Source organism: Selenomonas sp. FOBRC9 (genome assembly GCF_000287655.1).
In the GTDB taxonomy this organism is placed as follows: domain Bacteria; phylum Bacillota; class Negativicutes; order Selenomonadales; family Selenomonadaceae; genus Centipeda; species Centipeda artemidis.
Map to the genome: position 1 here is coordinate 83,948 of NZ_ALJR01000028.1, position 22,388 is coordinate 106,335.

Sequence of the window (22,388 nt, forward strand, 5' to 3'; positions counted from 1 at the left end):
CGAATTAGATGGAATTTCTGCTCTGCCGGAATCGGTAGGTGCCGATGCCGAGCGGGCGCGGGGAGAGCTCTTTGAGCCTTTGAAAATCCGCTTCCTCGTATCCGTCCGCACCTGCGGCAAGGCGGTCGAGCGCGGCGCGGTAGATGCGGACGATCTCGCCCGTGAGCGCGGCACTATAGTCCTGCGCTTCGATGCGCAGTGCGCCGAGCCCCGTGAATTTCTCAAGGTAGGAATAGAGACAGAGATCGTTTGCAAAGTAAATGTGATTGCGCCCGTACTGGTCGATGCGGATGGAATGCACGCCGCCCGCCTCGTTGCGGAAGGCGTAGTGCCGATCCATGACCTCGGGCTGCGAGAGCTCGCTGTAGGCGGGCAGGGACATCGCGGGGAAATTGTAGTCGCAGATCATCGACTCGTACGAACCGTGCACGACCGCCTCGATGGGGAGCACGGCGTTCTCTGCGATGTCGCGCAGTTGGCGGAAGGAGAGCTCGTAGGAGGCTGTCGCCATCGTGAGACCGTTTTCCCGCAGGAACGAAACGGCGAGATGGTTGAAGATGTTGAACGAGTGATCCGCCTGCACGGGGAGCGTCGTGAGCGACCGCGCGAGTTTCAGTGTGCCGAGGTTGCCGACCATGATGCCGTCCACGGGAATATCGCGGAGCGCGGTGAAAAACTGTTCGATCTCGCCGCACTCGCGCCGCATCGTCGTGCGCGGCGTGAGGGCGACGACGCGTGTCTTTCCTCCCGCGTAGTCCGCGATCTCCGCGTAGTCGCGGAGTTTCCACGGGCGGTTCGGGCGGAGCGCTTCGCCGCCGACGTAGACCGTATCGGCGCCCGCGTCGATCGCCGCACGCGCCGCCGCGGGTGTGCCGACGCGCACGCTGAGTCGATGCTCCGACGGTTGGCGCGCACGGATGGGCTCCTCTGCGCGGAGTACGTCGTCGTCGAATCCCGCCTCCTCGACCGCCTTGCTGAAAAAGCGCGGCTCGCGCTCGCCCGTCATGCCGATGTCGACGGCAGTCGGCTGACCAAAGGCAAACGTCGTCGTATAGTCGCGCACGCGGTTGTCGTAGAGCGTGCGCCAGCCCTCTTCGTCCGTCGTGTATCCGTTCGGATCGGCGATATACGCGTCGATGGCGCGGCGATAGGTCGAGACAAGCCGAGCGATGAACTCGGGCGAGCGCATCCGTCCCTCAATTTTGAACGAATAGACGCCCGCCTGTATGAGCGCGGGGATGGAGCGGTACATGCACATGTCCTTGAGTGCGAGCTTGTAAGGTCCGGGGCTGTTTTCGTCGAGCACCGCGCCCGTCTCCTCGTCGATGAGAGCGAACGGCCAGCGGCAGATTTTCATGCAGCGGCCGCGGTTGCCGCTCTGCCCGAAGAGGACGCCCGAGTGAATGCATTGACCGCTCTCGGAGATGCACATGTCGCCGTGCATGAAGTATTCGACCTCGATGCCCGTGCGTTCGCGGAAGAGCGCTAGCTCGGAGAGCGTCATCTCGCGGCCGACGACGATGCGTGTGATGCCGTATTCCTTGAGCTTTTCAATCGCGTGCTCGTTGTGCGTATTCATCATGACGGACGTGTGCAGCGGGACGCTGACGCCCATTTCATGCACGAGCTGGAGCACGGCAAAGTCCTGTACGAGGATCGCGTCGGGGCGGATCTCGTCGAGATACGCGAGGTAATCGCGCAGCGCGGGCAGTTCCTCGTTGCTGATGAGATTGTTGAGCGTGACATAGAGCTCGACGTTGTGCGCGTGCGCGTATTCGACCGCGGCTTTCAGCCGCTCGTCGTCAAAATTGAAATCGCCCTCGTGGAGCCGCATATTGAAATGTTTGCCGCCGAGATAGACGGCATCCGCGCCCGCTTCGATGCCCGCGGTCATGGCGTCCCATGACCCGGCGGGGGCAAGCAGTTCGACGGATTTACGGTGTAACAGCATCGTGAAGATTACTCCTTCTGATCGGAGAACGCGCTCCTGTCAAAGGGGGGCTATTCTCCCATGTTATGATGATTATAGCAGGAAAAGTACTTTCTTTCAAATGATGGGCGCCATGCGGACAAAGATAAATTGCATTGGTCTCTGACCTATGCTAGAATACGCGTAGGGCGTCGTCTTTTTTGTGGAAAAGACGAGCCGCTGCTTCGCATAAGCATGCGGGGTGGATGTCGCATCTCGAACGAGAGGCGTGGATTGAAACCGGAGCGATAAGGCATGGGATATTTCTATAAGGCGATGTCAATAATTACAATAATTGATTTCGGAGTGATAACGTATGAAAAACTTAAGGAGATGGTATCATAGAAAAATGAGGAAGAGATAAAAAGTGCGGATTCCATGGGCATGAAATACCGTGTCGATTTTGGGGGATACAAAAGTGCAGGGGAGCATCAATGCACGACTTGCCGAAAAGACCGGATTTAGCGAAGAAGCTAGAAGCTGTATGGAAACTCAAAGAGGTGTTACGAACAATGTTTGAAAACAACGACTCATCGGCGCGTCTTAAGGGGACAATAGAGATGCGTCGACTTTATTTGGATCGAACACAACAATAAAACTGATGTCTTATCGACCGGAAAAGCGCATCGGGGTGTCACCGGGCATAAAAAGACGGCGTAGATTATGCGCTAGAGGGTATACTTAAACTGAGGGACAGATATAATGTGCGCCGAGCGACCGAGCCCTCCGGTAGAGAGCATCCTCTGCGGGCGGGTGAGGAGGAATGCCGATATACTGGGAATCTCTTTCTAGTAGTTTGGCAGATGAAGCGTTGGGAAAAACTGCTATAGGTTTTATTAGAGTAACTCTTTATGTGTGCGAAAGTGGAGTGAACAGGAAATACCGTAATAAATATAATAGGAATACCGTATCGAAGGAGGGCTGTGGGACAAAACGGTGAGAAAAAACATATTTGTGGCAAGTAATACCCACGAATATGTGGCAAAAGAAACCTTCCATGGAACCTTTTGCGTCGCGCCGCGCATGCGGCGTGTGGATTGAAACGACAAGCTCCGCCCCCACGTGCGCAATGCACTCGTCGCGCCGCGCATGCGGCGTGTGGATTGAAACGGCAGAGCCGGAGCGGTTGGAAGAGCCGGAGCAGGTCGCGCCGCGCATGCGGCGTGTGGATTGAAACCATACGCCGCCCGGATTGGTTCGAACTCGCTCAAGTCGCGCCGCGCATGCGGCGTGTGGATTGAAACCATCTGCAGGTTGGGGCGTTATTTGCTTCGCACGGTCGCGCGCCGACGAGTGCGTGGATTGGCACTTGTAGATTTGTCTACGATTTGCCTACAAAATCTTGCTTCACTTGACACAGTCACGCAGATTAAAATTCATGAGAACTTTTCAATTGATTTTGAAAATTTTATGGGAATAGCAATTGAAACACTTGTACCTTTGCGTTATGTATGATATACTATCGTCATATCCAAGATGAGGGCGCTTGTTTTTTGAGGCGGCGACGTTGCAACTTGTGTTGAATCGCGTGGATTGAAACATTGCCGATCCGTTGAGACCAAGAGCGAGAGTGTATCGTGTCGCCCTAACAACAGCATGGATTCAAACGATATTATAGAAACGACATTATTATAGGCAACAAGAACCGGAGTGTGGTAAGATTTGCTTCACGATATTCAAATCGGCAGATATTTACCGGGGGATTCGTTCCTGCACCGCATGGATGCGCGTGTAAAAATCCTCTTACTGATCGGGTTCTTGTTGCTTATTTTCTTTGTGGAAAATCCGGCGGGATTTGCCTTCCTCTCCGTCGCAGTTGGTGTTCTGATGGTGATGTCTCGTGTGCCTCTGATGATGCAGCTGCGCTCGGTTCGTCCGATTCTGTGGATTGTTGTCTTTACCTTCTTTGTTCATCTCTTTATGACGCCGGGGGAGGAAGCGTTTCGGCTTGGTGTGTTGACGGCGACGTGGGAGGGGCTTGCACGCGGCGGCTATATCGGATTGCGCCTGATCCTTCTCATTTTGCTGAGCACGCTGCTCACGCTGACGACGAGTCCGCTGCGTCTGACAGATGGGCTGGAGGCGCTGATGTCGCCGCTGCGGCGTGTAGGTGTGCCGGTGCATGAGCTTTCGATGATGATGACGATCGCGCTGCGCTTTGTGCCGACGCTTCTTGAGGAGATGGATCGCATTATGAAGGCGCAGAAAGCGCGGGGGATGGACTTCGAACAGGGGAATATTCTGCGGCGAATGCGCGCGATTGTGCCCATTCTCGTGCCGCTATTCCTCTCGGCGTTTCGCCGGGCGGACGAGCTGGCACTTGCGATGGAGGCACGGTGCTATCAGGGTGGCGAGGGGCGTACGCGGATGAAGGAGATGCGCATAGGGCGGCTCGACTACGCGGCGGTTGCGATCTTTTTGACTGGGGCGGCGGGTGTTTGTGCCGTGAGTCTTGGAGGCTCGTATCTTGCGCCCTGAGCATGTGGAGATAATGAAGGCACGTGCGCGTAATATCGCACTGCGCCTTTCCTATGACGGTACGCGTTACCATGGGTTTCAGCGACAATCACTGCCTGTTGTTGCGGTACAAAATGTGCTGGAAAAGGTGCTTGCGGAGGTCTGCGGGGAACCGGTGGAGCTTGCGGCGGCGGGGCGTACGGATACGGGCGTACACGCCTATGGGCAGGTGGTTAATTTCTTCACGGACGGGCGGATTCCGGTTGCGCAGCTGCCGCGTGCGGTGAACGGGCTCCTGCCGCCCGATATTGCGGTGATGGCAGCGTGGGAGGCGGGACGGGATTTTAGTGCGCGTCACTCTTCGACGGGCAAGGCGTATCTTTACCGTATCGAGCGGTGTACGGTTCCGAACCCGTTTACGCGCAATTATGCGTGGCAGATCTTTCGTCCCCTTGATGTGGCGGCGATGCGCACGGTGCTCAGGCTGCTTGTCGGCACACACGACTATAGTTCATTTCGTGCAGCTGGGGGCGCGCCGATGTCGCCTGTGCGCACGCTGGATGAGATCCGTCTCGATGAGGAGGAGGGCGGGCAGCTTTCCTGCTATATGCACGGAAACGGGTTCCTCTACCATATGGTGCGCAATATCATGAGCACGGTCGTTCATGTGGGGCTGGGGCGTATTTCTACGGACCGTTTCACCGAGATTTTTGCAGCGCACGATCGGCGTTTGGCAAGCCCAACAGCGCCCGCCTGCGGGCTTTATCTGCTCCATGTAGACTATGCGGGGCGCACGGATGTGCCGGACTGAAAGGGGCGGACGCCATGGAGCAAGTGTTTCCGGAGAGACTTGTGGCGGCAGCGATGCGTGATCTGCGCGCCGGCACTCGTGAGGGTGGGGCACAGGGCAGTCCGGTTGTTGCGCTCGTGAACGCGATTCTAGGAGCCGGGCTTTTCGAGGGGGCGACGGACATCCACCTCGAGCCTCAGGGCGGCGGGATGCGTATCCGCCTGCGTGTGGACGGGCTGCTGCGGGAAATTGCGCCGCATCTGCCAAGAGAGCTCGCGCCCGTTGTGATTGCGCGACTCAAGGTGATGGCGGGCATCGATACGGCAAAGCGCAACCGCCCGCAGGATGGTAAGCTCTCCCACTCGCATGAGGGGCGTGTTGTGGATATGCGTGTTGCGGTGCTTCCCGTTATGGACGGTGAGCGGATGGTTGTGCGCATTATGGATGCGGACGCGCGGTTTCTCGGTTGTGCGGAGTTGGGCTTTTCCGCGCGGAATCTCTCACTTTTTGAAAGCCTGATTCGTCGCCCGACGGGGCTGCTCCTCCTCTGCGGACCGATGAACTCGGGCAAGACGACGACGCTCTATGCGGCGATTGCGGCGCTCAGCGATGTGAGCTGTAATATCATGACGCTCGAGGATCCTGTGGAGCGGCGCATCGATGGGGTGAGCCAAATACAGGTAAACCCGGAGGCGGGGCTGACGTTTGTCGCAGGACTGCGCGCGGCGCTCCGGCAGGATGCGCAGAAGATCCTTCTCGGTGAGATCCGCGACCGAGAGACAGCGGAGATGGCGGTGCGTATCGCGCTGACGGGACATGCGCTCTTTTCGACGCTGCACACGGAGGATGCGGTGTCGGCGGTCTTTCGCATGGCGGAAATGAGCGTGCCGCGCTATCTTCTTGCGGCGACGCTCTCGGGGGTGATTGCGCAGCGGCTGGTACGTCGTATCTGTCCGCACTGCCGTGAGCGCTATACACCGGGAGAAAAAGAAGCGGCACAGCTCGGCGCGTTTTATCAGGAGGGGCTGCAACTCACACGCGGACGGGGCTGCGCGCATTGTCGCGGCACGGGCTATAGCGGTCGCATGGCGATCCATGAGGTGCTGCCCATCTCCGAACGCATTCGCGGCGCAATCCTGCGGGAGGAGGACAAAGCGGCGCTCTATGCGGCGGCAGCGGAGGACGGCGTGGAGACGCTGTGGCAGGACGGCGTGGTCAAGGTGATCAGAGGAGAAACGACTCTGGATGAAGTCGGGAGGGCGCTCTATGGATGAGCAGATGCAATGGGAGAAAATCCTGCGGCGGGCAATCGCGGCGGAGGCGTCCGATCTCCATGTCTCTGCACATCAGCGAGTACAAATGCGCTGTGACGGTGTGCTGTGTGCGGCGGAGATGACGCCGACCGCAGACTTTATGCATGTGCTGACGGCCTCGATGCTCTCTGAGGGGCAGCAGGCGGTACTTGCCGCACAGCATGATGTGGACTTTTCGTGGCAGTACGAGGGACGTCGATTTCGTGGAAATGTATACAGGGTACGGGATGTTCCTGCGCTTGCGTTTCGCCTTTTACCGGCGCGGATTCGTACGCCTGGGGAAATCGGGATGCCCGCTTCGCTCCGTGCGCTCGCTGCGGCACGTGAAGGACTGGCGCTCGTCTGCGGGGCGACCGGCTCGGGCAAGACGACGACGATTGCGGCGCTGCTCGAGGAGATCAATCAAACGCGGGCGGCGCATATTGTGACGCTCGAGGATCCGATGGAATACATATTTGCGCCTAAGCGCTCGTTCATTAGTCAGCGAGCGCTTGGGCGCGATTTTTTATCCTTTCCGGCGGGTGTGCGGAGCGCGCTGCGTGAGGATCCTGATATCCTGCTCATCGGCGAAATCCGCGACCGTGAGACGATGGAGGCGGCGCTTTCGGCGGCGGCGACGGGGGTGCTCGTGCTCGGTACGCTCCATACACGCAGTGCTGCGCAGACGGCGCTCCGCGTGGAGAGTATGTTCCCGGCGGATGTGCGTGATGCCGTGCGTGCGGCATTTGCCGATACGGTAACAGGCATCTTTGCACAGCAGCTCCTGCCGTGCGCGTCCGGCGGGCGCGTTGCGCTGATCGAAGCGCTTTGCGCGACGACTGCCGTACGCAATATGATTCGGCAGGGACATTATGCGCAGCTTGACTCCGTGATGATGAGCGGTGCGGCGCAGGGAATGCAGACGGCGGCGATGGCGGAGGCGACGCTGCGGGCAGAGGGGCGCATCCGATGAAGTCGTTTTCCTATCGTGCGTGCGCAGCGGATGGAACACATGTCAAGGGGACGGTTACGGCGGAGCATCCTGTGAAGGCAGTGCGCAGTCTTGCTGCAGAGGGGCTGACGGTGGTCGATCTCAAGGAGCGGCGTCGTCTGCTGCGCGTGGGGGACATTCGCTTATGGTGCCTTGATGTGCCGTCGGAGGAGGAGCGCATCGCACTCTTTGAGGAACTGGCGGCACTGCTGGCTGCAGGGATGCCGGTTCATGAGGCGCTGGGGCAGATCGCGGCGGGGGCGGATGCCGCATCTGCTTACGGACGGCTTGTTACCGCGCTCCATGCGGATGTGCTGTGCGGTACGGCGCTGTCACAGGCGATGGAGCGCCGACCGAGGGTGTTCTCACCGAGTGTTGTCGGCATGGTTCGTGCGGGAGAGGAGAGCGGCACGTTGGATCATATCTTTGCGGAGACGGCGGCGTTCCTCACGGAGGCGCATACGCTGCGGGAGTCGATGAAAAGCGCGCTTGCGTATCCGCTCTTTTTGCTCGTGGCGACGGGATTTTCGATCGTGCTCATGACGATGTTTATCCTGCCGGTATTTGCCTCTCTCCTGCGCGACCTCGGGGCGGAGCCGCCGCTTCCGACGCGTCTCCTGTTGCAGGCTGCGGATGTATTTACGACTCATCCCTACCTCGTCCCCGGCGCCGCCGTTTTGCTCCTCGTCGGAATGATTGCGCTCGTGCGTGTGCCTGCGCTGCGGTATTATTTGGATGCGTTGCTGCTTTGTGTGCCTGTATTGGGGCGCTTTCTGCGATTTTCGGCGTGGGGGATGATCCTGAGAACTCTAGCTATCCTGATGCACAGCGGTATACGGCTGGACTGCGCGGTGCATTTAGCACGTTCTGTGGCGGGGAACTGCGTGCTCGTCCGCTCGCTCGGGCGCGTGGAGGAACGTCTCATGCAGGGACGCACGCTTGCCTATGCGCTTGCACAGGAGGGACAGCTCCCTCAGCTTTTGCAGGGAATGCTTGCGGCGGGGGAGACGGCGGGTGACCTCGAGAGGCTGCTGCGACGGTCGGCGGACTACTGTAAACGTGTGTCGAAACAGCTCGCGGCGCGCATTGAGGCGCTTGCTGAGCCGATCATGATCGTCGTGATCGGACTCGTGATTTTCTTCGGGGTACTGTCATTCTTACTGCCCGTCTTTGAGGCGATGGATCGGATGATGTAGTTTTTTCGCCAAACTAATTTGAAGTATCGGCAGGGAGGCTTGTATGGCGCGTGTGTATCTTGCACATATGAAGAAAGACGATTTGAATAGGAAAAACGGCGCGCCCCAAGCGCAGTCGCTTTCTGAGCATCTGCGTCACGTTGCCGGTCTGATGTCGGCATCCGCCGAGGCGGCGGGGCTTTCCTCGACAGCGTATCTTATCGGTATCCTGCACGATCTAGGCAAATGCAGCGAGGCGTTTGCAGAATATCTTTCTTGGAGCCATGCACACCCCGGCGACTATAGTAGGAAGGGCACAGTTGACCATTCCTCGGCAGGCGGGAAGCTCCTCATGGCTCGATACGGGGGGAAAAGTGATGACCAACAGCTTGTCATTGAGCTTGCTGCGCTTGCAATATTTTCTCATCATACGGGACTTTTGAATTATATTGGTGAACATGGGCTGATGAACGCCTCCGGCAGAGAAGATGCCTATACGTTTTCACATCGGATGGACAAAGCGGATATACTGACGGGTGTTGACCTTGGATATTTTTTTGAAAATATTATCTCGGAAGAGGAATTGGATAACCTCTTTGCAAAGGCGGTGCATGAGCTGTCTGCGTTGGATGAGCAGATACAAAAACAGAAGTCGGATGAAATATATTTTTTCTATTGGGGTATGGTCATCAAGCTTCTTTTTAGTATGCTCGTGGATGCGGACCGCTTGGACAGTGCGGAGTTTGAACTGGGCGACCGTCTGACATGCGCATGGGAGACGGAGCCCCTTTGGGAAGAGTTCTCTGCAAAGCTCGAAAAGAAGATTGCGGGCTTTCCCACCCCGCGGGAAGAAAAGGCGAAGAGCATCGCACAGCTGCGCCAAAAGATGAGCGACGACTGCCTGCATGCGGCGGAGCAGACGCCGGGCATCTATCGGCTCACCGTTCCGACGGGCGGCGGCAAGACGCTTGCAGGTATGCGTTTTGCGCTCACACATGCAAAGCGTTGGCATAAGAAACGGATTATCGTTGTGATTCCGTACACATCTATCATCGACCAAAATGCCAAGGAGATTCGCGAGATATTTGACCGGGATGAGGCTGTTCTAGAGCATCACTCCAATGTCATCTCAGAGGAGGATGACGGAGAAGACACGGAGGGCATGGATTGGCGGCGCATCCTAACGGAACGCTGGGATGTCCCCGTGATCTTTACGACCCAGGTGCAGTTCCTCAATACGATCTTTGCCGGCGGAAACAGTTCCATAAGAAGATTGCACGCGTTGCAGGACAGCATACTGATCTTTGACGAGATACAGACGATGCCTGTGAAATGCACTTATATGTTCAATCTTGCGATCAACTTTCTCAAGGATTTCTGCCGGACGACGACGGTTCTATGCACTGCGACGCAGCCGCCGCTGGAACACCTGGATTTTCCGATCGATGCAGGGAAGTGCGCCGAGCTGACAACGGATATATCGGAAGTGTTCGAGGCGTTTCGCCGTGTACGCATTGAAAATTGTTGCCGCGACGGAGGCAGCTCCGTGGAAGATATTGCCGCGGCGATTTGCAGGAGTGCGGAGGAAGAAGGCGATGTGCTCTGCATTGTGAATCTCACGAAGCAGGCGCGAGAACTCTATCAGGCGGTATCTGAGCTCGTTCAGGATGCTGATATAGAGATTCGCGTGGTACACCTGAGCACGAAGATGTGTCCCGCACATCGTAAGAAAGTCCTCGCAGAAGTACGAGAGGAACTCAGGTGCCGCAAAGAACACCCCGAGAGACGGCTCATCTGCATCAGTACCCAACTCGTTGAAGCGGGTGTGGATGTTTCGTTCCCCGTCGTCTATCGCGCGCTTGCGGGATTTTCCTCCATTGCGCAGGCGGCAGGGCGGTGCAATCGACACGGCGAGCTGGCGCAGGGGACTGTGCGCATCTTTGCATTTACCGATGAAAATCTCAGCCGTCTTGAGGATATACAAGCGGGACAAAAAATTGCGCGCGCACTGCTGTTTGAGAAGGAGGCAGATGGGATCCTTTCTCCTCAAGCGATGGAAGAATACTTCCGTAAATTTTATAAAGAGCAAATAGAGGGGCGCATGGGCTACCCCCTGCATGATGGGAATACCTTGCTTGACCTCTTGTCCGTCAACGATGCGGGGGTGCGCGTATGCAAGGAGCGCGGGGACACGGTACATACCGGTTTCGCTCATGCATTTCATGATGCAGGCTGGGCGTTTGAAGTCATAGATTCTCATGCAGAAGCTGTACTGGTGCCTTACGCTGCGGGAAAGGAGCTGATTACGGCGTTTGAATCAAAAGATGTCGGGTGGGGGCAGGATTATCGGAAACGATTGAAGAGCGCACAGCAGTACATGGTCAATCTATTTTCATACGAAATAAAAATCCTTGATAGACTAGGGGCGATTAGTCGCATGGAGAGCGGGGTGATTGCGCTGCGCGAAGAATATTACAGCGAGGCATTCGGCGTGCAGTTTGAGGAGCAGCAGAATGCGTACTGCATGATTTAAGGAGGTGATATGATGAGAAATGGAATCGAGTTCCAAGTATACGGGAGGATGGCACTGTTCACCGACCCCATCACAAAGATTGGCGGCGAACGCTCCTCCTACTCTGTGCCGACCTATCAAGCGCTCAAGGGCATCACGGAGAGCATCTATTGGAAGCCCACCATCTTTTGGGTGATTGACGAGGTGCGGGTGATGCATCGGATTGCCACGCAGTCGCGCGGTGTAAAGCCGTTAAAGTACGGAGGCGGTGGAAATGACCTCTCTGTCTACAAATATCTGAGCGATGTTTGCTATCAAGTGCGCGCGCATTTCGAATTCAATACGCATCGCAAAGAGCTTGCAGGGGACAGGGATGAGCATAAGCACCACAACATCGCAAAGCGCATGGTGGAGCGCGGCGGGCGCCGCGATATCTTCCTCGGCACGCGCGAGTGTCAGGGCTATGTCGAGCCCGTCACCTATGGGGAAGGCGAGGGATATTACGACCACGCGGGCGAGATGCCGCTCGGTACGATGTTTCACGGGTTTAACTATGCCGACGAGACCGGAGGCAATATGCTCCAAGTGCGGCTATGGCAGCCGATGATGAAGGACGGCATACTCCGCTTCCCGCGCCCCGAGGAATGCACCCTTGTCCGCGATGTGCGCAAGGTAACGACCAAGCTGTTTGACAAGAGCAGCGTTACGTTTGCGGAGGAAGAACTCAAAGAGCTGGAAGGAGGGCGTCTATGAGCTGGATGGAGCAGTTGGTACAAACCTATAACGAAAACGAGCAGTTCGCCGGCAAAGTCGGCGCTGCCGGCATGAAGGCGCTCCTTCCTCCCGTTGGACATATCGTGCAGAACGCTCTGATTGAGATGACATTGAGCGGCGGCGGACGGCTCATTCATGCCGAGGTCGTGTCGGATAAGGGGCAGCAGCCAACGCTCATTCCCTGTACGCCGGATTCGGCGTCGCGGACGTCCAGCCCGTCGCCGCACCCGCTGCATGACAACCTGTCCTACATCGCGCGGGATTATCATGCGTTTGTCCCGGCGAAGAAAAAAGACCGGAAGAGCGCCTATGAGCAGTACGCGGAACTGCTGGGGGCATGGGCGCAGTCGGAGGACGCCGAGCCTAAGGTGCGCGCCGTTTATCGTTACATTACGGAGCATGATGCGATTCGCGATTTGATTGCAAAGAAGGTGCTCTATTGTAACGACAAGGGGGAGATTCTTCAAAAGTGGACGGATAAGGAACAGGAAAAGCCTCCGATTTTTAAGGCTGCTGCCGGCGACGTGCTGAAATCGATGGTGCGGTTTCGTGTGGAGCTCGACGGCGACGATTGTCCGGAACTTTGGAGAGACACCAATTTACAAAAGAAATACCGGCAGTTTTTTACGCATCACTTCTCCGATATGGAGCAAAAACTCTGCTATGCGACGGGAGAGATGCTCCCCGTGACGGATAAACACGGGAAGGGAATTCGGTTCGCGGGAGACGGCGCGAAAATCATTTCCTCCAACGACAGCCAAGGCTTTACATTTCGCGGTCGGTTTGCCGATGCGGACGAGTGCATCTCCATCGGTTATGAGACCTCGCAAAAAGCCATGAATGCGCTCATGTGGCTCATTCGCAATCAAGGGTACGTCGTCGACGGGCGCGTATTCCTTGCGTGGGGGCGGCATGCGCAGGAAATTCCCTCCGCGTTCGACGATACGGCAAGGATGACGCGCCGGCGCCGGGCAGCGGACGCAGCGCCATCGATGCCGGTCACGATGGAGGACTGGGCAGCGTCCATGAAGCGCACTCTGGACGGCTATCGCGCCGAATTCAAACGGGCGGAGACGAGTCAAGTCAATGTCATGATTCTCGATGCCGCAACCCCCGGACGCCTTTCCATCTGCTATTACAGCGAGATGGCGGGCGAGGACTTTATCGAGCGCATCGAGAAGTGGCACAGCTGCGGACGCTCGCTCCAGCACGGCTATGACAAGGAGACCGAAAAATCCTATGCGTATTTTGGCGTGCCGGTACCGAAGCGACTGGTCGAAGCCTGTCATGGAGAAAATATCGGTGACAATCAATTAAAAATGGAGTTGGAGCGTATCTTTTGCGCCATTGTGCAGGGACAGGCGCTGCCGCTCGATATGGCAAAAATGGCGCTCAGCAGAACGGTGAAAAGAGCTGCGATTGACGATTATTTCGGTTGGCACAGACGGCTGCTTGAGCCGGCGTGCGCCATTATCTGCAATCGGCTCAATCATGTGAAGGAGGAGTATACTGTGGCGCTTGACGAGGAGAAGAAAGACAGGTCCTATCTGTTTGGCCGGCTTCTTTCAGTCGCGGACCAGATGGAGCGAGCGACGTTTAGTCGGGAGGAGCTTGCGAGCCGCACGACCAATGCGATGCGCTATATGGAAATCTTTTCGGTTCGTCCGGCATCGACATGGATGACCCTGCGGAAAAAGCTGCTTCCGTACGAACAGAAAAGGGAACGATATGGCGGTAAAGAGAGGAAGCTGATTGATAAAATCTGTTGGCTGTTCGACGACAAAGACTTTAGTTCGGACGCGCCGCTCGATGTGAAATTCCTGTTGGGGTTCTCTTGCCAAAATTATGCAATGGAACTTGAGCGGAAAGAAAATCGGCAGAAAGTGGAAGAGAAGAGAGAGGAGAATGTATAATGGCTGCATTAGCAAATAAAATTGATTTCATCGGGTTCGTCGTCGTGGACCATTCAAATCCGAACGGAGACCCTCTAAACGGCAACCAACCGCGTACGGACTATGACGGTTACGGAGAAATCTCCGACGTATGTCTCAAGAGAAAGCTGCGCAATCGTCTGCAGGATGTGGGAGAGGCGATTCTCGTCCAGTCCAACGAACGCGTGGACGACGGTTACGACAGCATCCGTTCGCGTGTCGAAGGCAATCCTGCGATGGAAAAACCGTTGAAAATGAAGGATAAAGAAAAAGGGCGCATTCGTCTCATTGCGGAAGAAGCCGCGAAGGCATGGTTTGACGTCCGTGCATTCGGACAGGTATTCGCGCTCAAGGCGGGCACCGGTGTGGACGCGGTCTCCGTCGGCGTGCGCGGCCCCGTGACCATTCATACGGCGGTCAGTCTTGATCCCGTCACCATTACGGGCGTTCAGATTACGAAGAGCGTCAATAACGAGCCGGGGGATAAGAAGGGCTCGGATACAATGGGCATGAAGTACCGTGTGGACTTCGGCGTTTACAAAGTGCAGGGGAGCATCAATGTCCAGCTTGCCGAAAAAACAGGATTCAGCGAGGAGGATGCGCGCAAGGTCAAGGAGGCCCTGCTCACAATCTTTGAGAACGACGCTTCGTCGGCACGCCCCGAGGGCAGCATGGAGATGAACCGGTTCTACTGGATTGAGCATCACAATAAGACCGGTGCCGCGTCAAGTGCAAAAGTGCATCGGAGTGTCGAAGGGCATAAAAAAGACGGCGTGGATATGCCAAAGTCGCTCGAGGACTATACGTTTAACGACAGCGCCCTCTATGCACTCAGCGGCGTTCGCATCGAAAAATACATCGAGGGCAGTAAGGTCGAGTGATATGGGCTATGCGGAGGAAGACTATCTGCAGCTCTCGGAGATTCAGCATTATGCCTTTTGTCCGCGCCAATGGGGGCTGATTCATCTCGAGCAGCACTGGCAGGAGAACGTATTGACCGTTGAGGGCAATGCCCTGCACGAAAAGGCGCACGATGAGGACATCAAGGAAAAGCGCGGCGGTAAAATCATCGTGCGCGGCATGCGCGTCGCGTCCGGCCGCCTCGGCATCTCCGGCGCATGCGACGTCGTCGAGTTCCATGCCGATACCGCAGGCGTTGCGATTCCCTCTTATGCGGGGCGATATCGTGTTGTCCCCATCGAATACAAGAGAGGAAAGCCGAAGGAAGGAGATGAGGATGTGCTTCAGCTGACACTGCAGGCACTCTGCCTCGAGGATATGCTCGCGGCAGAGATTCCCTTCGGGTTTCTTTACTACGGAGAGATTCGCCGGCGCGTCAAGGTGGACATCTCGGATGAGCTGAAAGCGCAGATTCCCGTTCTGGTTGCGCAGATGCGCCGGTATATCGCACGCGGACACACGCCTGAGGTCAAACGGAGAAAAGGCTGCGCCAACTGTTCGCTCAGCACGGTCTGCATTCCGAAACTGAAACGGCTCGGGTCGGCGAAACGGTATTTGGAGAGGAGGCTCGCCGAAGGATGAAACCGCTCCTTAACACGCTTTATGTCAACCAGGACGAGGCATACCTCGCGCTCGACGGCAATAACGTCGTCGTTCGCCGCGAGAATAAGGAACTCGCGCGTTTTCCGCTCCATAACTTTGAGCAGATTACGACCTTTGGCTATACGGGGGCGAGTCCCGCGCTCATGAGAAAATGCGCCGAAGACAACATCGCGCTGACGTTCATGACGCCGGAGGGCCGGTTCCAAGCGCGCGTCATCGGCAAGACCAACGGCAACGTCCTTTTGCGCAAAGAACAGTACCGGCGTGCGGACAGCGAGGAGGAATCTCTGCCCCTTGCGCAGAACTTTATCCTCGGGAAGATATATAATGCGCGTTGGACAATCGAGCGCACACGCAGAGATCATGCGCTGCGGATTGACGAGGAGAAATTCAGCAGTATGAGCGAATTTCTCCAAACATCGTGTCGTGAAGTGATGAAGACGCGGGATTTAGAAGAGCTGCGCGGCGTCGAAGGGAAGGCCGCAGTCGCGTACTTCTCCCTATTCGACGATATGATTCTCAAACAAAAGGAGGATTTCTTCTTCACGGAACGCAACCGCAGACCGCCGCTCGACAACATGAACTGCCTGCTGTCCTTTCTCTATGCGCTGCTCATGAACGATGTCGCATCCGCGCTCGAGGGCGTCGGACTGGATTCCTATGTCGGCTTTCTGCATCGCGATCGTCCTGGGCGGCAGTCGCTCGCGCTCGACATGATGGAAGAACTTCGTCCGACGGCAGATCGCACGGCATTTTCGATGGTCAATACGAAAAAGATTTGCCGCAAGGATTTTAAAACCGAGGAGAGCGGCGCCGTTCGTCTCACGGACGACGGGCGGAAGAAAATTCTTGAAGCGTGGCACGCACACAAGGAGACGAGCATCACACATCCCTTTATGGAGGAAAAGGTGAAGCGGGGACTTGTGCCGCATGTGCAGGCAATGCTCCTCGCGCGCCATCTGCGCGGGGACCTCGACGCATATCCGCCGTTCCTATGGAAGTAGGAGGGGAATGTCATGTATGTTTTGATTACCTACGATATCAAAACTGTCGATGTCGAAGGGCGGCGGCGCCTGCGCCAGGTTGCGCGGAAATGCCGCGCATATGGACAGCGCGTGCAGAATTCAGTCTTTGAGTGCAAAGTTGACCCAACACAGTGCAAACAGTTGGAACTTGCCCTGCTCGACATCATAGACCTGCAGGAAGACAGCCTTCGGTTTTATTTTCTCGGGAAGAATAAAGGGCCGAAGGTGAAGCATTACGGAACCAAAGAGTCTTACGACTTGGAGGCGGCCGTCATCATCTGAGCAGTTCTTTATGAGTGCGAAGGTGAAGTGAACAGAAAATAGCATGATAAAATATAGGCGGAAGAACCGTGCCAAAGGAGGGACGTGGGACGAACCGCCGAGAAAAATCGTATTTGTGGCGAGTAACACCCATAAATACGTGGCAAAAGGCTCCCTTTGTGGAACCGGTTGCGGTCGCGCCCCGCACGGGGCGCGTGGATTGAAACCCCCCTAATCAAATACCAATCTCAAGCCCTGCCTCGTCGCGCCCCGCACGGGGCGCGTGGATTGAAACCTCAAGCAGTACGGCAAATCTGTTGAAGAGGCGGGTCGCGCCCCGCACGGGGCGCGTGGATTGAAACCTCGCGATCGATAATTACGAAGCGGAGACGAAAGGTCGCGCCCCGCACGGGGCGCGTGGATTGAAACCCGTACCGCCGAGGCCGCCTAGTCCACCGAAACCGTCGCGCCCCGCACGGGGCGCGTGGATTGAAACATTTTGTGTACCTTCCTTTCGCCCATATGGGCAAGTCGCGCCCCGCACGGGGCGCGTGGATTGAAACTAACTTGCAAAAACCTAAAAAAGCCTTATACTATGTCGCGCCCCGCACGGGGCGCGTGGATTGAAACTTTTCTTTCTTTTTCCGCGCGGCAGGAATAGGAAGTCGCGCCCCGCACGGGGCGCGTGGATTGAAACAAGATAGCCCCAATAATAGGGCTTTTCAACCCTTGTCGCGCCCCGCACGGGGCGCGTGGATTGAAACATCACGGCGTGCTTGCAGTATGCGGCAGGAAATGTCGCGCCCCGCACGGGGCGCGTGGATTGAAACTGTCAACCTACCTCAAAAAGAAAACCCTGCCGAGTCGCGCCCCGCACGGGGCGCGTGGATTGAAACAATTCCTGCCTCATACAAGGCACAGAATCTAACTGTCGCGCCCCGCACGGGGCGCGTGGATTGAAACCAGCCCAAAAACACAACATATAGTAATATAGGGCGTCGCGCCCCGCACGGGGCGCGTGGATTGAAACTTAAAAAATATTATGGGAAGATGGTGTTAAACTCGTCGCGCCCCGCACGGGGCGCGTGGATTGAAACTCCCTGCGCCGCTGTCTATGATGCTGCCTATTATGTCGCGCCCCGCACGGGGCGCGTGGATTGAAACTTGATCCCTACAGCCCTTGATATTACTAGCTCTAGTCGCGCCCCGCACGGGGCGCGTGGATTGAAACTTGCGCGATCCTAGCCCTATATTACTATATGTTGTCGCGCCCCGCACGGGGCGCGTGGATTGAAACCATGCCAACTGTTTCCCTCTACCGCCGCCCGCTCGTCGCGCCCCGCACGGGGCGCGTGGATTGAAACTTGACGGCGTGCTTGCAGTACGTCGCACAGGATAGTCGCGCCCCGCACGGGGCGCGTGGATTGAAACATCAACAATGAACATCTTGCAGCAAGATTCAAAGTCGCGCCCCGCACGGGGCGCGTGGATTGAAACTCTAAAGTCCTTATTTTGCCGCCCATATCTATCGTCGCGCCCCGCACGGGGCGCGTGGATTGAAACCTAAAATGTACCTATATATTACCACATAGCCCTAGTCGCGCCCCGCACGGGGCGCGTGGATTGAAACTCCTCCTCCGCCGCGTATGCCGTCCACGCCGCCTGTCGCGCCCCGCACGGGGCGCGTGGATTGAAACCCCTGCCACATGCAGGGCTAGATGATTGACTATGGTCGCGCCCCGCACGGGGCGCGTGGATTGAAACTAGAAAGATGCATGAATGCTATAAAATGGTACATGTCGCGCCCCGCACGGGGCGCGTGGATTGAAACCCTCTATTGCCGCCCGCTCTCTGTTGTAAACTGCGTCGCGCCCCGCACGGGGCGCGTGGATTGAAACTTCATGGTGTTTACCTCCTGCCCATATGGGCGCGTCGCGCCCCGCACGGGGCGCGTGGATTGAAACAACTCTGCAGGGATATAGTGGAGGATAGCGTTTGTCGCGCCCCGCACGGGGCGCGTGGATTGAAACCTTGACCAGCAATCCCCTTTGCGATCTCACCGAAGTCGCGCCCCGCACGGGGCGCGTGGATTGAAACTCTCCTTCCCCTGCACTAGGCAGGACTACAAAATCGTCGCGCCCCGCACGGGGCGCGTGGATTGAAACCTGCCGCCTGTGCATAGTATCCAATATAATGCATGTCGCGCCCCGCACGGGGCGCGTGGATTGAAACTTTACGGCTTGCAAAACAAGCCGTAAGAATTGCGTCGCGCCCCGCACGGGGCGCGTGGATTGAAACTCTTTTCCGCGCCAAAAACACAATATATAGTAGTCGCGCCCCGCACGGGGCGCGTGGATTGAAACACTATGCATTTTTATTTTAGCCCCCTATTTTCGTCGCGCCCCGCACGGGGCGCGTGGATTGAAACCCTTTGGCACCTCTCCCGCCTCTTTTTTGGACGGTCGCGCCCCGCACGGGGCGCGTGGATTGAAACATTGAGCGTGTCCCGTGAGGGACGCCCTGCCTCTGTCGCGCCCCGCACGGGGCGCGTGGATTGAAACCTAAACTAGATAATGAGGCACTGGACTATATCCCGTCGCGCCCCGCACGGGGCGCGTGGATTGAAACAACAAGTTCGGACAAGGTGTATTCTGTCCAGCGTCGCGCCCCGCACGGGGCGCGTGGATTGAAACATTATGGGGACAAAGTCGCTTGGCGATGCCCTCGGTCGCGCCCCGCACGGGGCGCGTGGATTGAAACTGCCATTGCTGTCCTCACTACCCTGAGGCTAGGAGTCGCGCCCCGCACGGGGCGCGTGGATTGAAACCATGTAACAAGCATACTCATAGCTTGCTACATCTGTCGCGCCCCGCACGGGGCGCGTGGATTGAAACCGTTGTGTATCCCGAGAATGAGGTCTCAAAAGATGTCGCGCCCCGCACGGGGCGCGTGGATTGAAACGCAAAAAGGTATTGACGCGAAAATTGCTGTGTGGTCGCGCCCCGCACGGGGCGCGTGGATTGAAACCTACGGCGGGGTCGTCTTCTCCCGTCAAGCGGGGTCGCGCCCCGCACGGGGCGCGTGGATTGAAACACCGATGCGGATGTGACCGAGCAAAACGAGGAGCGTCGCGCCCCGCACGGGGCGCGTGGATTGAAACTTCTCTTGAGAGAATCCAGTAAGACCGACGCCAAGTCGCGCCCCGCACGGGGCGCGCGCATCAAAACAGCTCACAGTGTGTATGGAGACCCTTGCTGAGCCACAAGATGGAGCCGTTTTTCTTCGATGTGGGGCGCTCCTGCATTTTTGAGAGGATGGCTCAGATGACATAAAAGGGCTTGTTGCAGGAATACGTTTTTGCGTATCTGCAGCAAGCCCTGTTTGTATAAATTGGTTTCTTCAGAAGTCGAGTAATTTTGCTTTGTACTTACGATAGGCGCGTGTCTCGTATGCGCCGATTTGGGACTCGGGGTGATCCGCGCCGTAGGCGTGAGAGCTGACGGAGAGGATGGGCGGGGACTGGATGCGCTTGGCGACTGCCATGCCGGTATAGAGCCCCCACCAATGTTCGAGGTCGGCGATGAAATCCGTTGCCGTCGGGAAATATGCGGCGACAAGTCCCGCAGCGCAGCCGATATATTCTTCGAGCGTGTTTTTCGCATATGCCCGCAGGATGTCCTCGGGGAGACGGTTCTCCTCGGCAAAGGCGCGGAAGAGGTAGTCGTGGTACGGGTAGCGGATGGGGTCGCCCTTTCCCTCGTCGACATTCTGCGCGTCGGACAGCTCCGCGCTCGGCACGATGTCGATGATGCCCTGTGGGATCGCTTCGCGTCCGTAAACCTCGGCGTTCAGATAGCGGGCGAGATCGTAGACCTGATATTTCCAAAGATCGGCGAGCGCGGCGAGAAAACCTGCCAAATCGCCGTAGAGGGTGGCATAGCCGACCGTGCATTCCGCCTTGTTCCCGTTGCAGGTAAAGCCCGCGCCCCACGCAGCCGCAATGCTGCTCAGCACGCGTCCGCTGCGGTTGCGCGCCTGCATATTCTCGCGGACAAAGGAGGAGATCGTCAGATGTTCGCCGGGTGTCGCCGCCGCGCCCTCAATGGGAATCTCCGAAAGCTGTGCGGCGGTATAGGCGACACTTTCCTCGATGGGGACGATCATGGAACGGCAGCCGAGATTTTCCGCAAGCCGTGCGGCGAGCCCCTTCGTCGTTTCCGAGTTGAACCGGCTCGGCATGTTGACGAGGAGCACGCGATCCGCGCCGATGGCGTCGACATAGAGCGCGGCGGAGACGGCGGAGTCGATGCCGCCGGAGATGCCGACGACGACGCGCTCCATATGAATGCGCTCCAAAAATTTTCGCACGGCATAGCGGAGCGTACGGTAGACAGGTGCAATAGACGTCTCTTCCACCGCGGGGGCGAGCGAGGTGAGCTGTGTCGTATCGACGACGGTCAGCCCCTCCTCATAGGGCGCGGAGGTCAGCACCGGCGCGCCGTCCGCACGATAGACGCGGCACACGCCGTCAAAGGCATAGACGGTTTTTCCCGTATCCTGCACGCCCAGTGCGTTGACATAGACGACGGCTTTCCTGTGTTTGCGTGCGAGCGCCGCGAGTCCCGCACCGTGTACGGGCGTGGGGAATGGCGCGGCATCGACGGCAATGAGGACGTTTTCATCCGGGAGGGCATAGGTGAGCGGGGAGAAGGGGCTGCTCGTATGGAGCGGGCGGCGCGCAATCTCCGTGAGTACGCCGTCGCGTGCGCGGAGGAGCGTGCGGCCGTCCGATACGGGACGTTCCGCCTCGTCCGCGATGCTGCCAAAGAGGACGGTGACGCCCTCCGCCGCGTGTGCAATTTCCTGTGCATAGTCCATGCAGTCGTGCAGGAATGCGGGCTGCGAGAACGCGCTTCCGAGGAATTTCCCCGAGAGTGCAAAGGCGGGGAATACCGCCGTCTCCGCGCCCGCGGCTTTGGCTTCCTCTATTTTCTTTCGGATATGCTCCATGTTGAGATCGGGACGACCGGGGATAATCTCCATGGATATGAGTGCAATTTTCATTGACGGCGCTCCTTTCCAAAACGGCGCGTGCTGTGCTATAATTTAACGCGGTGAATAATCGTGGCAAAAAAGAAAATTCAAAAGACGAATGCCGCGCGCATCCTCGACCGGTGCGGCATCTCCTATGAACTGTTGACGTATCCGGTGGACGAGAGCGATCTCTCGGCGGTACATGTGGCTGAGGTGACGGGCATCCCGCTCGAGCGGCTCTACAAGACGCTCGTTGTACGCGGGGATCGGACGGGGATCTTCATGGCGGTGGTTCCGGGCGGCGGCGAACTCGATCTCAAGGCGGCTGCCGCCGCATCGGGCAATAAGCGCGCCGAGATGGTGCATCTCAAAGAGGTGTTTGACCTGACCGGCTATGTGCGCGGCGGATGTTCGCCGCTCGGTGCGAAAAAAGCCTATCCCGTCTATCTCGACGAGAGCGCGCTCGCGCACGAACGCATCTGCATCAGCGCGGGGCGGCGCGGCGAGCAGATCGAGCTCGCACCCGGCGATCTCGTCCGCGCAGCGGATGCCGTGACCGTCAAAATCGAGCGCTAGCGATATGCCTTTACGCATTACACTATTATAGCACAGAT

The 22,388-nt window shown here is 57.4% G+C and carries 15 protein-coding genes and 2 CRISPR repeat arrays; of the genes, 13 read left to right on the forward strand and 2 right to left on the reverse strand.

Annotation, left to right across the window (positions count from 1 at the left end; all coding sequences use genetic code 11):
- Positions 1 to 4 precede the first annotated feature (4 nt).
- A complete protein-coding gene (locus HMPREF1147_RS07520) occupies positions 5 to 1,951 on the reverse strand; it encodes a peptidase U32 family protein (protein ID WP_009658345.1) in 1,947 nt (648 codons plus the stop codon).
- Between the two features lie 1,029 nt (positions 1,952 to 2,980).
- Positions 2,981 to 3,213: a CRISPR direct-repeat array (repeat unit 33 nt; unit sequence GTCGCGCCGCGCATGCGGCGTGTGGATTGAAAC).
- Positions 3,214 to 3,631: 418 nt separating this feature from the next.
- On the opposite strand from HMPREF1147_RS07520, the gene HMPREF1147_RS07525 reads away from it, so the two are divergent.
- Genes HMPREF1147_RS07525 through cas2 form a run of 12 tightly spaced genes read left to right on the forward strand, consistent with a single transcriptional unit; the run spans position 3,632 to position 16,761 of the window.
- On the forward strand, positions 3,632 to 4,447 hold the full coding sequence (locus HMPREF1147_RS07525) for an energy-coupling factor transporter transmembrane protein EcfT (RefSeq protein ID WP_009658377.1): 816 nt from the start codon (positions 3,632 to 3,634) through the stop codon (positions 4,445 to 4,447).
- A gap of 13 nt (positions 4,448 to 4,460) precedes the next feature.
- Positions 4,461 to 5,237: a tRNA pseudouridine(38-40) synthase TruA gene (gene truA, locus HMPREF1147_RS07530; RefSeq protein WP_009350449.1), complete on the forward strand. Its 777-nt coding sequence runs from the start codon at positions 4,461 to 4,463 to the stop codon at positions 5,235 to 5,237.
- A 14-nt stretch (positions 5,238 to 5,251) separates the two neighbouring features.
- Entirely contained in the window at positions 5,252 to 6,490 is a 1,239-nt protein-coding gene (locus HMPREF1147_RS07535) for a GspE/PulE family protein (RefSeq protein ID WP_037351295.1), read from the forward strand.
- Positions 6,483 to 7,481 carry a type IV pilus twitching motility protein PilT gene (locus HMPREF1147_RS07540; protein WP_009658301.1) on the forward strand — a complete coding sequence of 333 codons (999 nt, stop codon included), beginning with the start codon at positions 6,483 to 6,485 and terminating at the stop codon, positions 7,479 to 7,481. The genes HMPREF1147_RS07535 and HMPREF1147_RS07540 overlap by 8 nt, the downstream gene beginning before the upstream one ends.
- Positions 7,478 to 8,695 (forward strand): type II secretion system F family protein, encoded by a 1,218-nt coding sequence (locus HMPREF1147_RS07545; protein WP_009658364.1) that lies wholly within the window; start codon positions 7,478 to 7,480, stop codon positions 8,693 to 8,695. The genes HMPREF1147_RS07540 and HMPREF1147_RS07545 overlap by 4 nt, the downstream gene beginning before the upstream one ends.
- A 43-nt stretch (positions 8,696 to 8,738) precedes the next feature.
- Positions 8,739 to 11,207 (forward strand): CRISPR-associated helicase/endonuclease Cas3, encoded by a 2,469-nt coding sequence (locus HMPREF1147_RS07550; protein WP_009658288.1) that lies wholly within the window; start codon positions 8,739 to 8,741, stop codon positions 11,205 to 11,207.
- 12 nt (positions 11,208 to 11,219) lie between these two features.
- Complete coding sequence (gene cas5c / locus HMPREF1147_RS07555; protein WP_037351297.1) at positions 11,220 to 11,939, forward strand: type I-C CRISPR-associated protein Cas5c; 720 nt, start codon at positions 11,220 to 11,222, stop codon at positions 11,937 to 11,939.
- Positions 11,936 to 13,873, forward strand: coding sequence for a type I-C CRISPR-associated protein Cas8c/Csd1 (gene cas8c / locus HMPREF1147_RS07560; RefSeq protein WP_009658389.1), 1,938 nt, complete (start codon positions 11,936 to 11,938; stop codon positions 13,871 to 13,873). Before cas5c ends, cas8c begins: the two co-directional genes overlap by 4 nt.
- Positions 13,873 to 14,772, forward strand: coding sequence for a type I-C CRISPR-associated protein Cas7/Csd2 (gene cas7c / locus HMPREF1147_RS07565; RefSeq protein WP_009658390.1), 900 nt, complete (start codon positions 13,873 to 13,875; stop codon positions 14,770 to 14,772). Before cas8c ends, cas7c begins: the two co-directional genes overlap by 1 nt.
- Before the next feature lies 1 nt (position 14,773).
- Positions 14,774 to 15,433: a CRISPR-associated protein Cas4 gene (gene cas4 / locus HMPREF1147_RS07570; RefSeq protein WP_009658334.1), complete on the forward strand. Its 660-nt coding sequence runs from the start codon at positions 14,774 to 14,776 to the stop codon at positions 15,431 to 15,433.
- On the forward strand, positions 15,430 to 16,458 hold the full coding sequence (gene cas1c, locus HMPREF1147_RS07575; protein ID WP_009658386.1) for a type I-C CRISPR-associated endonuclease Cas1c: 1,029 nt from the start codon (positions 15,430 to 15,432) through the stop codon (positions 16,456 to 16,458). Before cas4 ends, cas1c begins: the two co-directional genes overlap by 4 nt.
- Before the next feature lie 12 nt (positions 16,459 to 16,470).
- Positions 16,471 to 16,761, forward strand: a complete 291-nt coding sequence (gene cas2, locus HMPREF1147_RS07580; RefSeq protein WP_009658371.1) for a CRISPR-associated endonuclease Cas2 — start codon at positions 16,471 to 16,473, stop codon at positions 16,759 to 16,761.
- A gap of 173 nt (positions 16,762 to 16,934) precedes the next feature.
- Positions 16,935 to 19,967: a CRISPR direct-repeat array (repeat unit 33 nt; unit sequence GTCGCGCCCCGCACGGGGCGCGTGGATTGAAAC).
- Positions 19,968 to 20,139: 172 nt separating this feature from the next.
- Here the strand turns inward: cas2 and nadE are convergent.
- On the reverse strand, positions 20,140 to 21,804 hold the full coding sequence (gene nadE, locus HMPREF1147_RS07585) for an NAD(+) synthase (RefSeq protein WP_009658352.1): 1,665 nt from the start codon (positions 21,802 to 21,804) through the stop codon (positions 20,140 to 20,142).
- 60 nt (positions 21,805 to 21,864) lie between these two features.
- On the opposite strand from nadE, the gene ybaK reads away from it, so the two are divergent.
- Positions 21,865 to 22,350: a Cys-tRNA(Pro) deacylase gene (gene ybaK / locus HMPREF1147_RS07590; RefSeq protein WP_009658300.1), complete on the forward strand. Its 486-nt coding sequence runs from the start codon at positions 21,865 to 21,867 to the stop codon at positions 22,348 to 22,350.
- Positions 22,351 to 22,388 lie beyond the last annotated feature (38 nt).

Coding starts and splice junctions, on each gene's coding strand:
- nadE (WP_009658352.1), bottom strand. CDS start 21,804: ATGAAAATTGCACTCATATCCATGGAGATTATCCCCGGTCGTCCCGAT.
- cas2 (WP_009658371.1), top strand. CDS start 16,471: ATGTATGTTTTGATTACCTACGATATCAAAACTGTCGATGTCGAAGGG.
- HMPREF1147_RS07535 (WP_037351295.1), top strand. CDS start 5,252: ATGGAGCAAGTGTTTCCGGAGAGACTTGTGGCGGCAGCGATGCGTGAT.
- cas4 (WP_009658334.1), top strand. CDS start 14,774: ATGGGCTATGCGGAGGAAGACTATCTGCAGCTCTCGGAGATTCAGCAT.
- truA (WP_009350449.1), top strand. CDS start 4,461: ATGAAGGCACGTGCGCGTAATATCGCACTGCGCCTTTCCTATGACGGT.
- HMPREF1147_RS07540 (WP_009658301.1), top strand. CDS start 6,483: ATGGATGAGCAGATGCAATGGGAGAAAATCCTGCGGCGGGCAATCGCG.
- HMPREF1147_RS07545 (WP_009658364.1), top strand. CDS start 7,478: ATGAAGTCGTTTTCCTATCGTGCGTGCGCAGCGGATGGAACACATGTC.
- cas1c (WP_009658386.1), top strand. CDS start 15,430: ATGAAACCGCTCCTTAACACGCTTTATGTCAACCAGGACGAGGCATAC.
- HMPREF1147_RS07520 (WP_009658345.1), bottom strand. CDS start 1,951: ATGCTGTTACACCGTAAATCCGTCGAACTGCTTGCCCCCGCCGGGTCA.
- HMPREF1147_RS07550 (WP_009658288.1), top strand. CDS start 8,739: ATGGCGCGTGTGTATCTTGCACATATGAAGAAAGACGATTTGAATAGG.
- cas5c (WP_037351297.1), top strand. CDS start 11,220: ATGAGAAATGGAATCGAGTTCCAAGTATACGGGAGGATGGCACTGTTC.
- cas8c (WP_009658389.1), top strand. CDS start 11,936: ATGAGCTGGATGGAGCAGTTGGTACAAACCTATAACGAAAACGAGCAG.
- cas7c (WP_009658390.1), top strand. CDS start 13,873: ATGGCTGCATTAGCAAATAAAATTGATTTCATCGGGTTCGTCGTCGTG.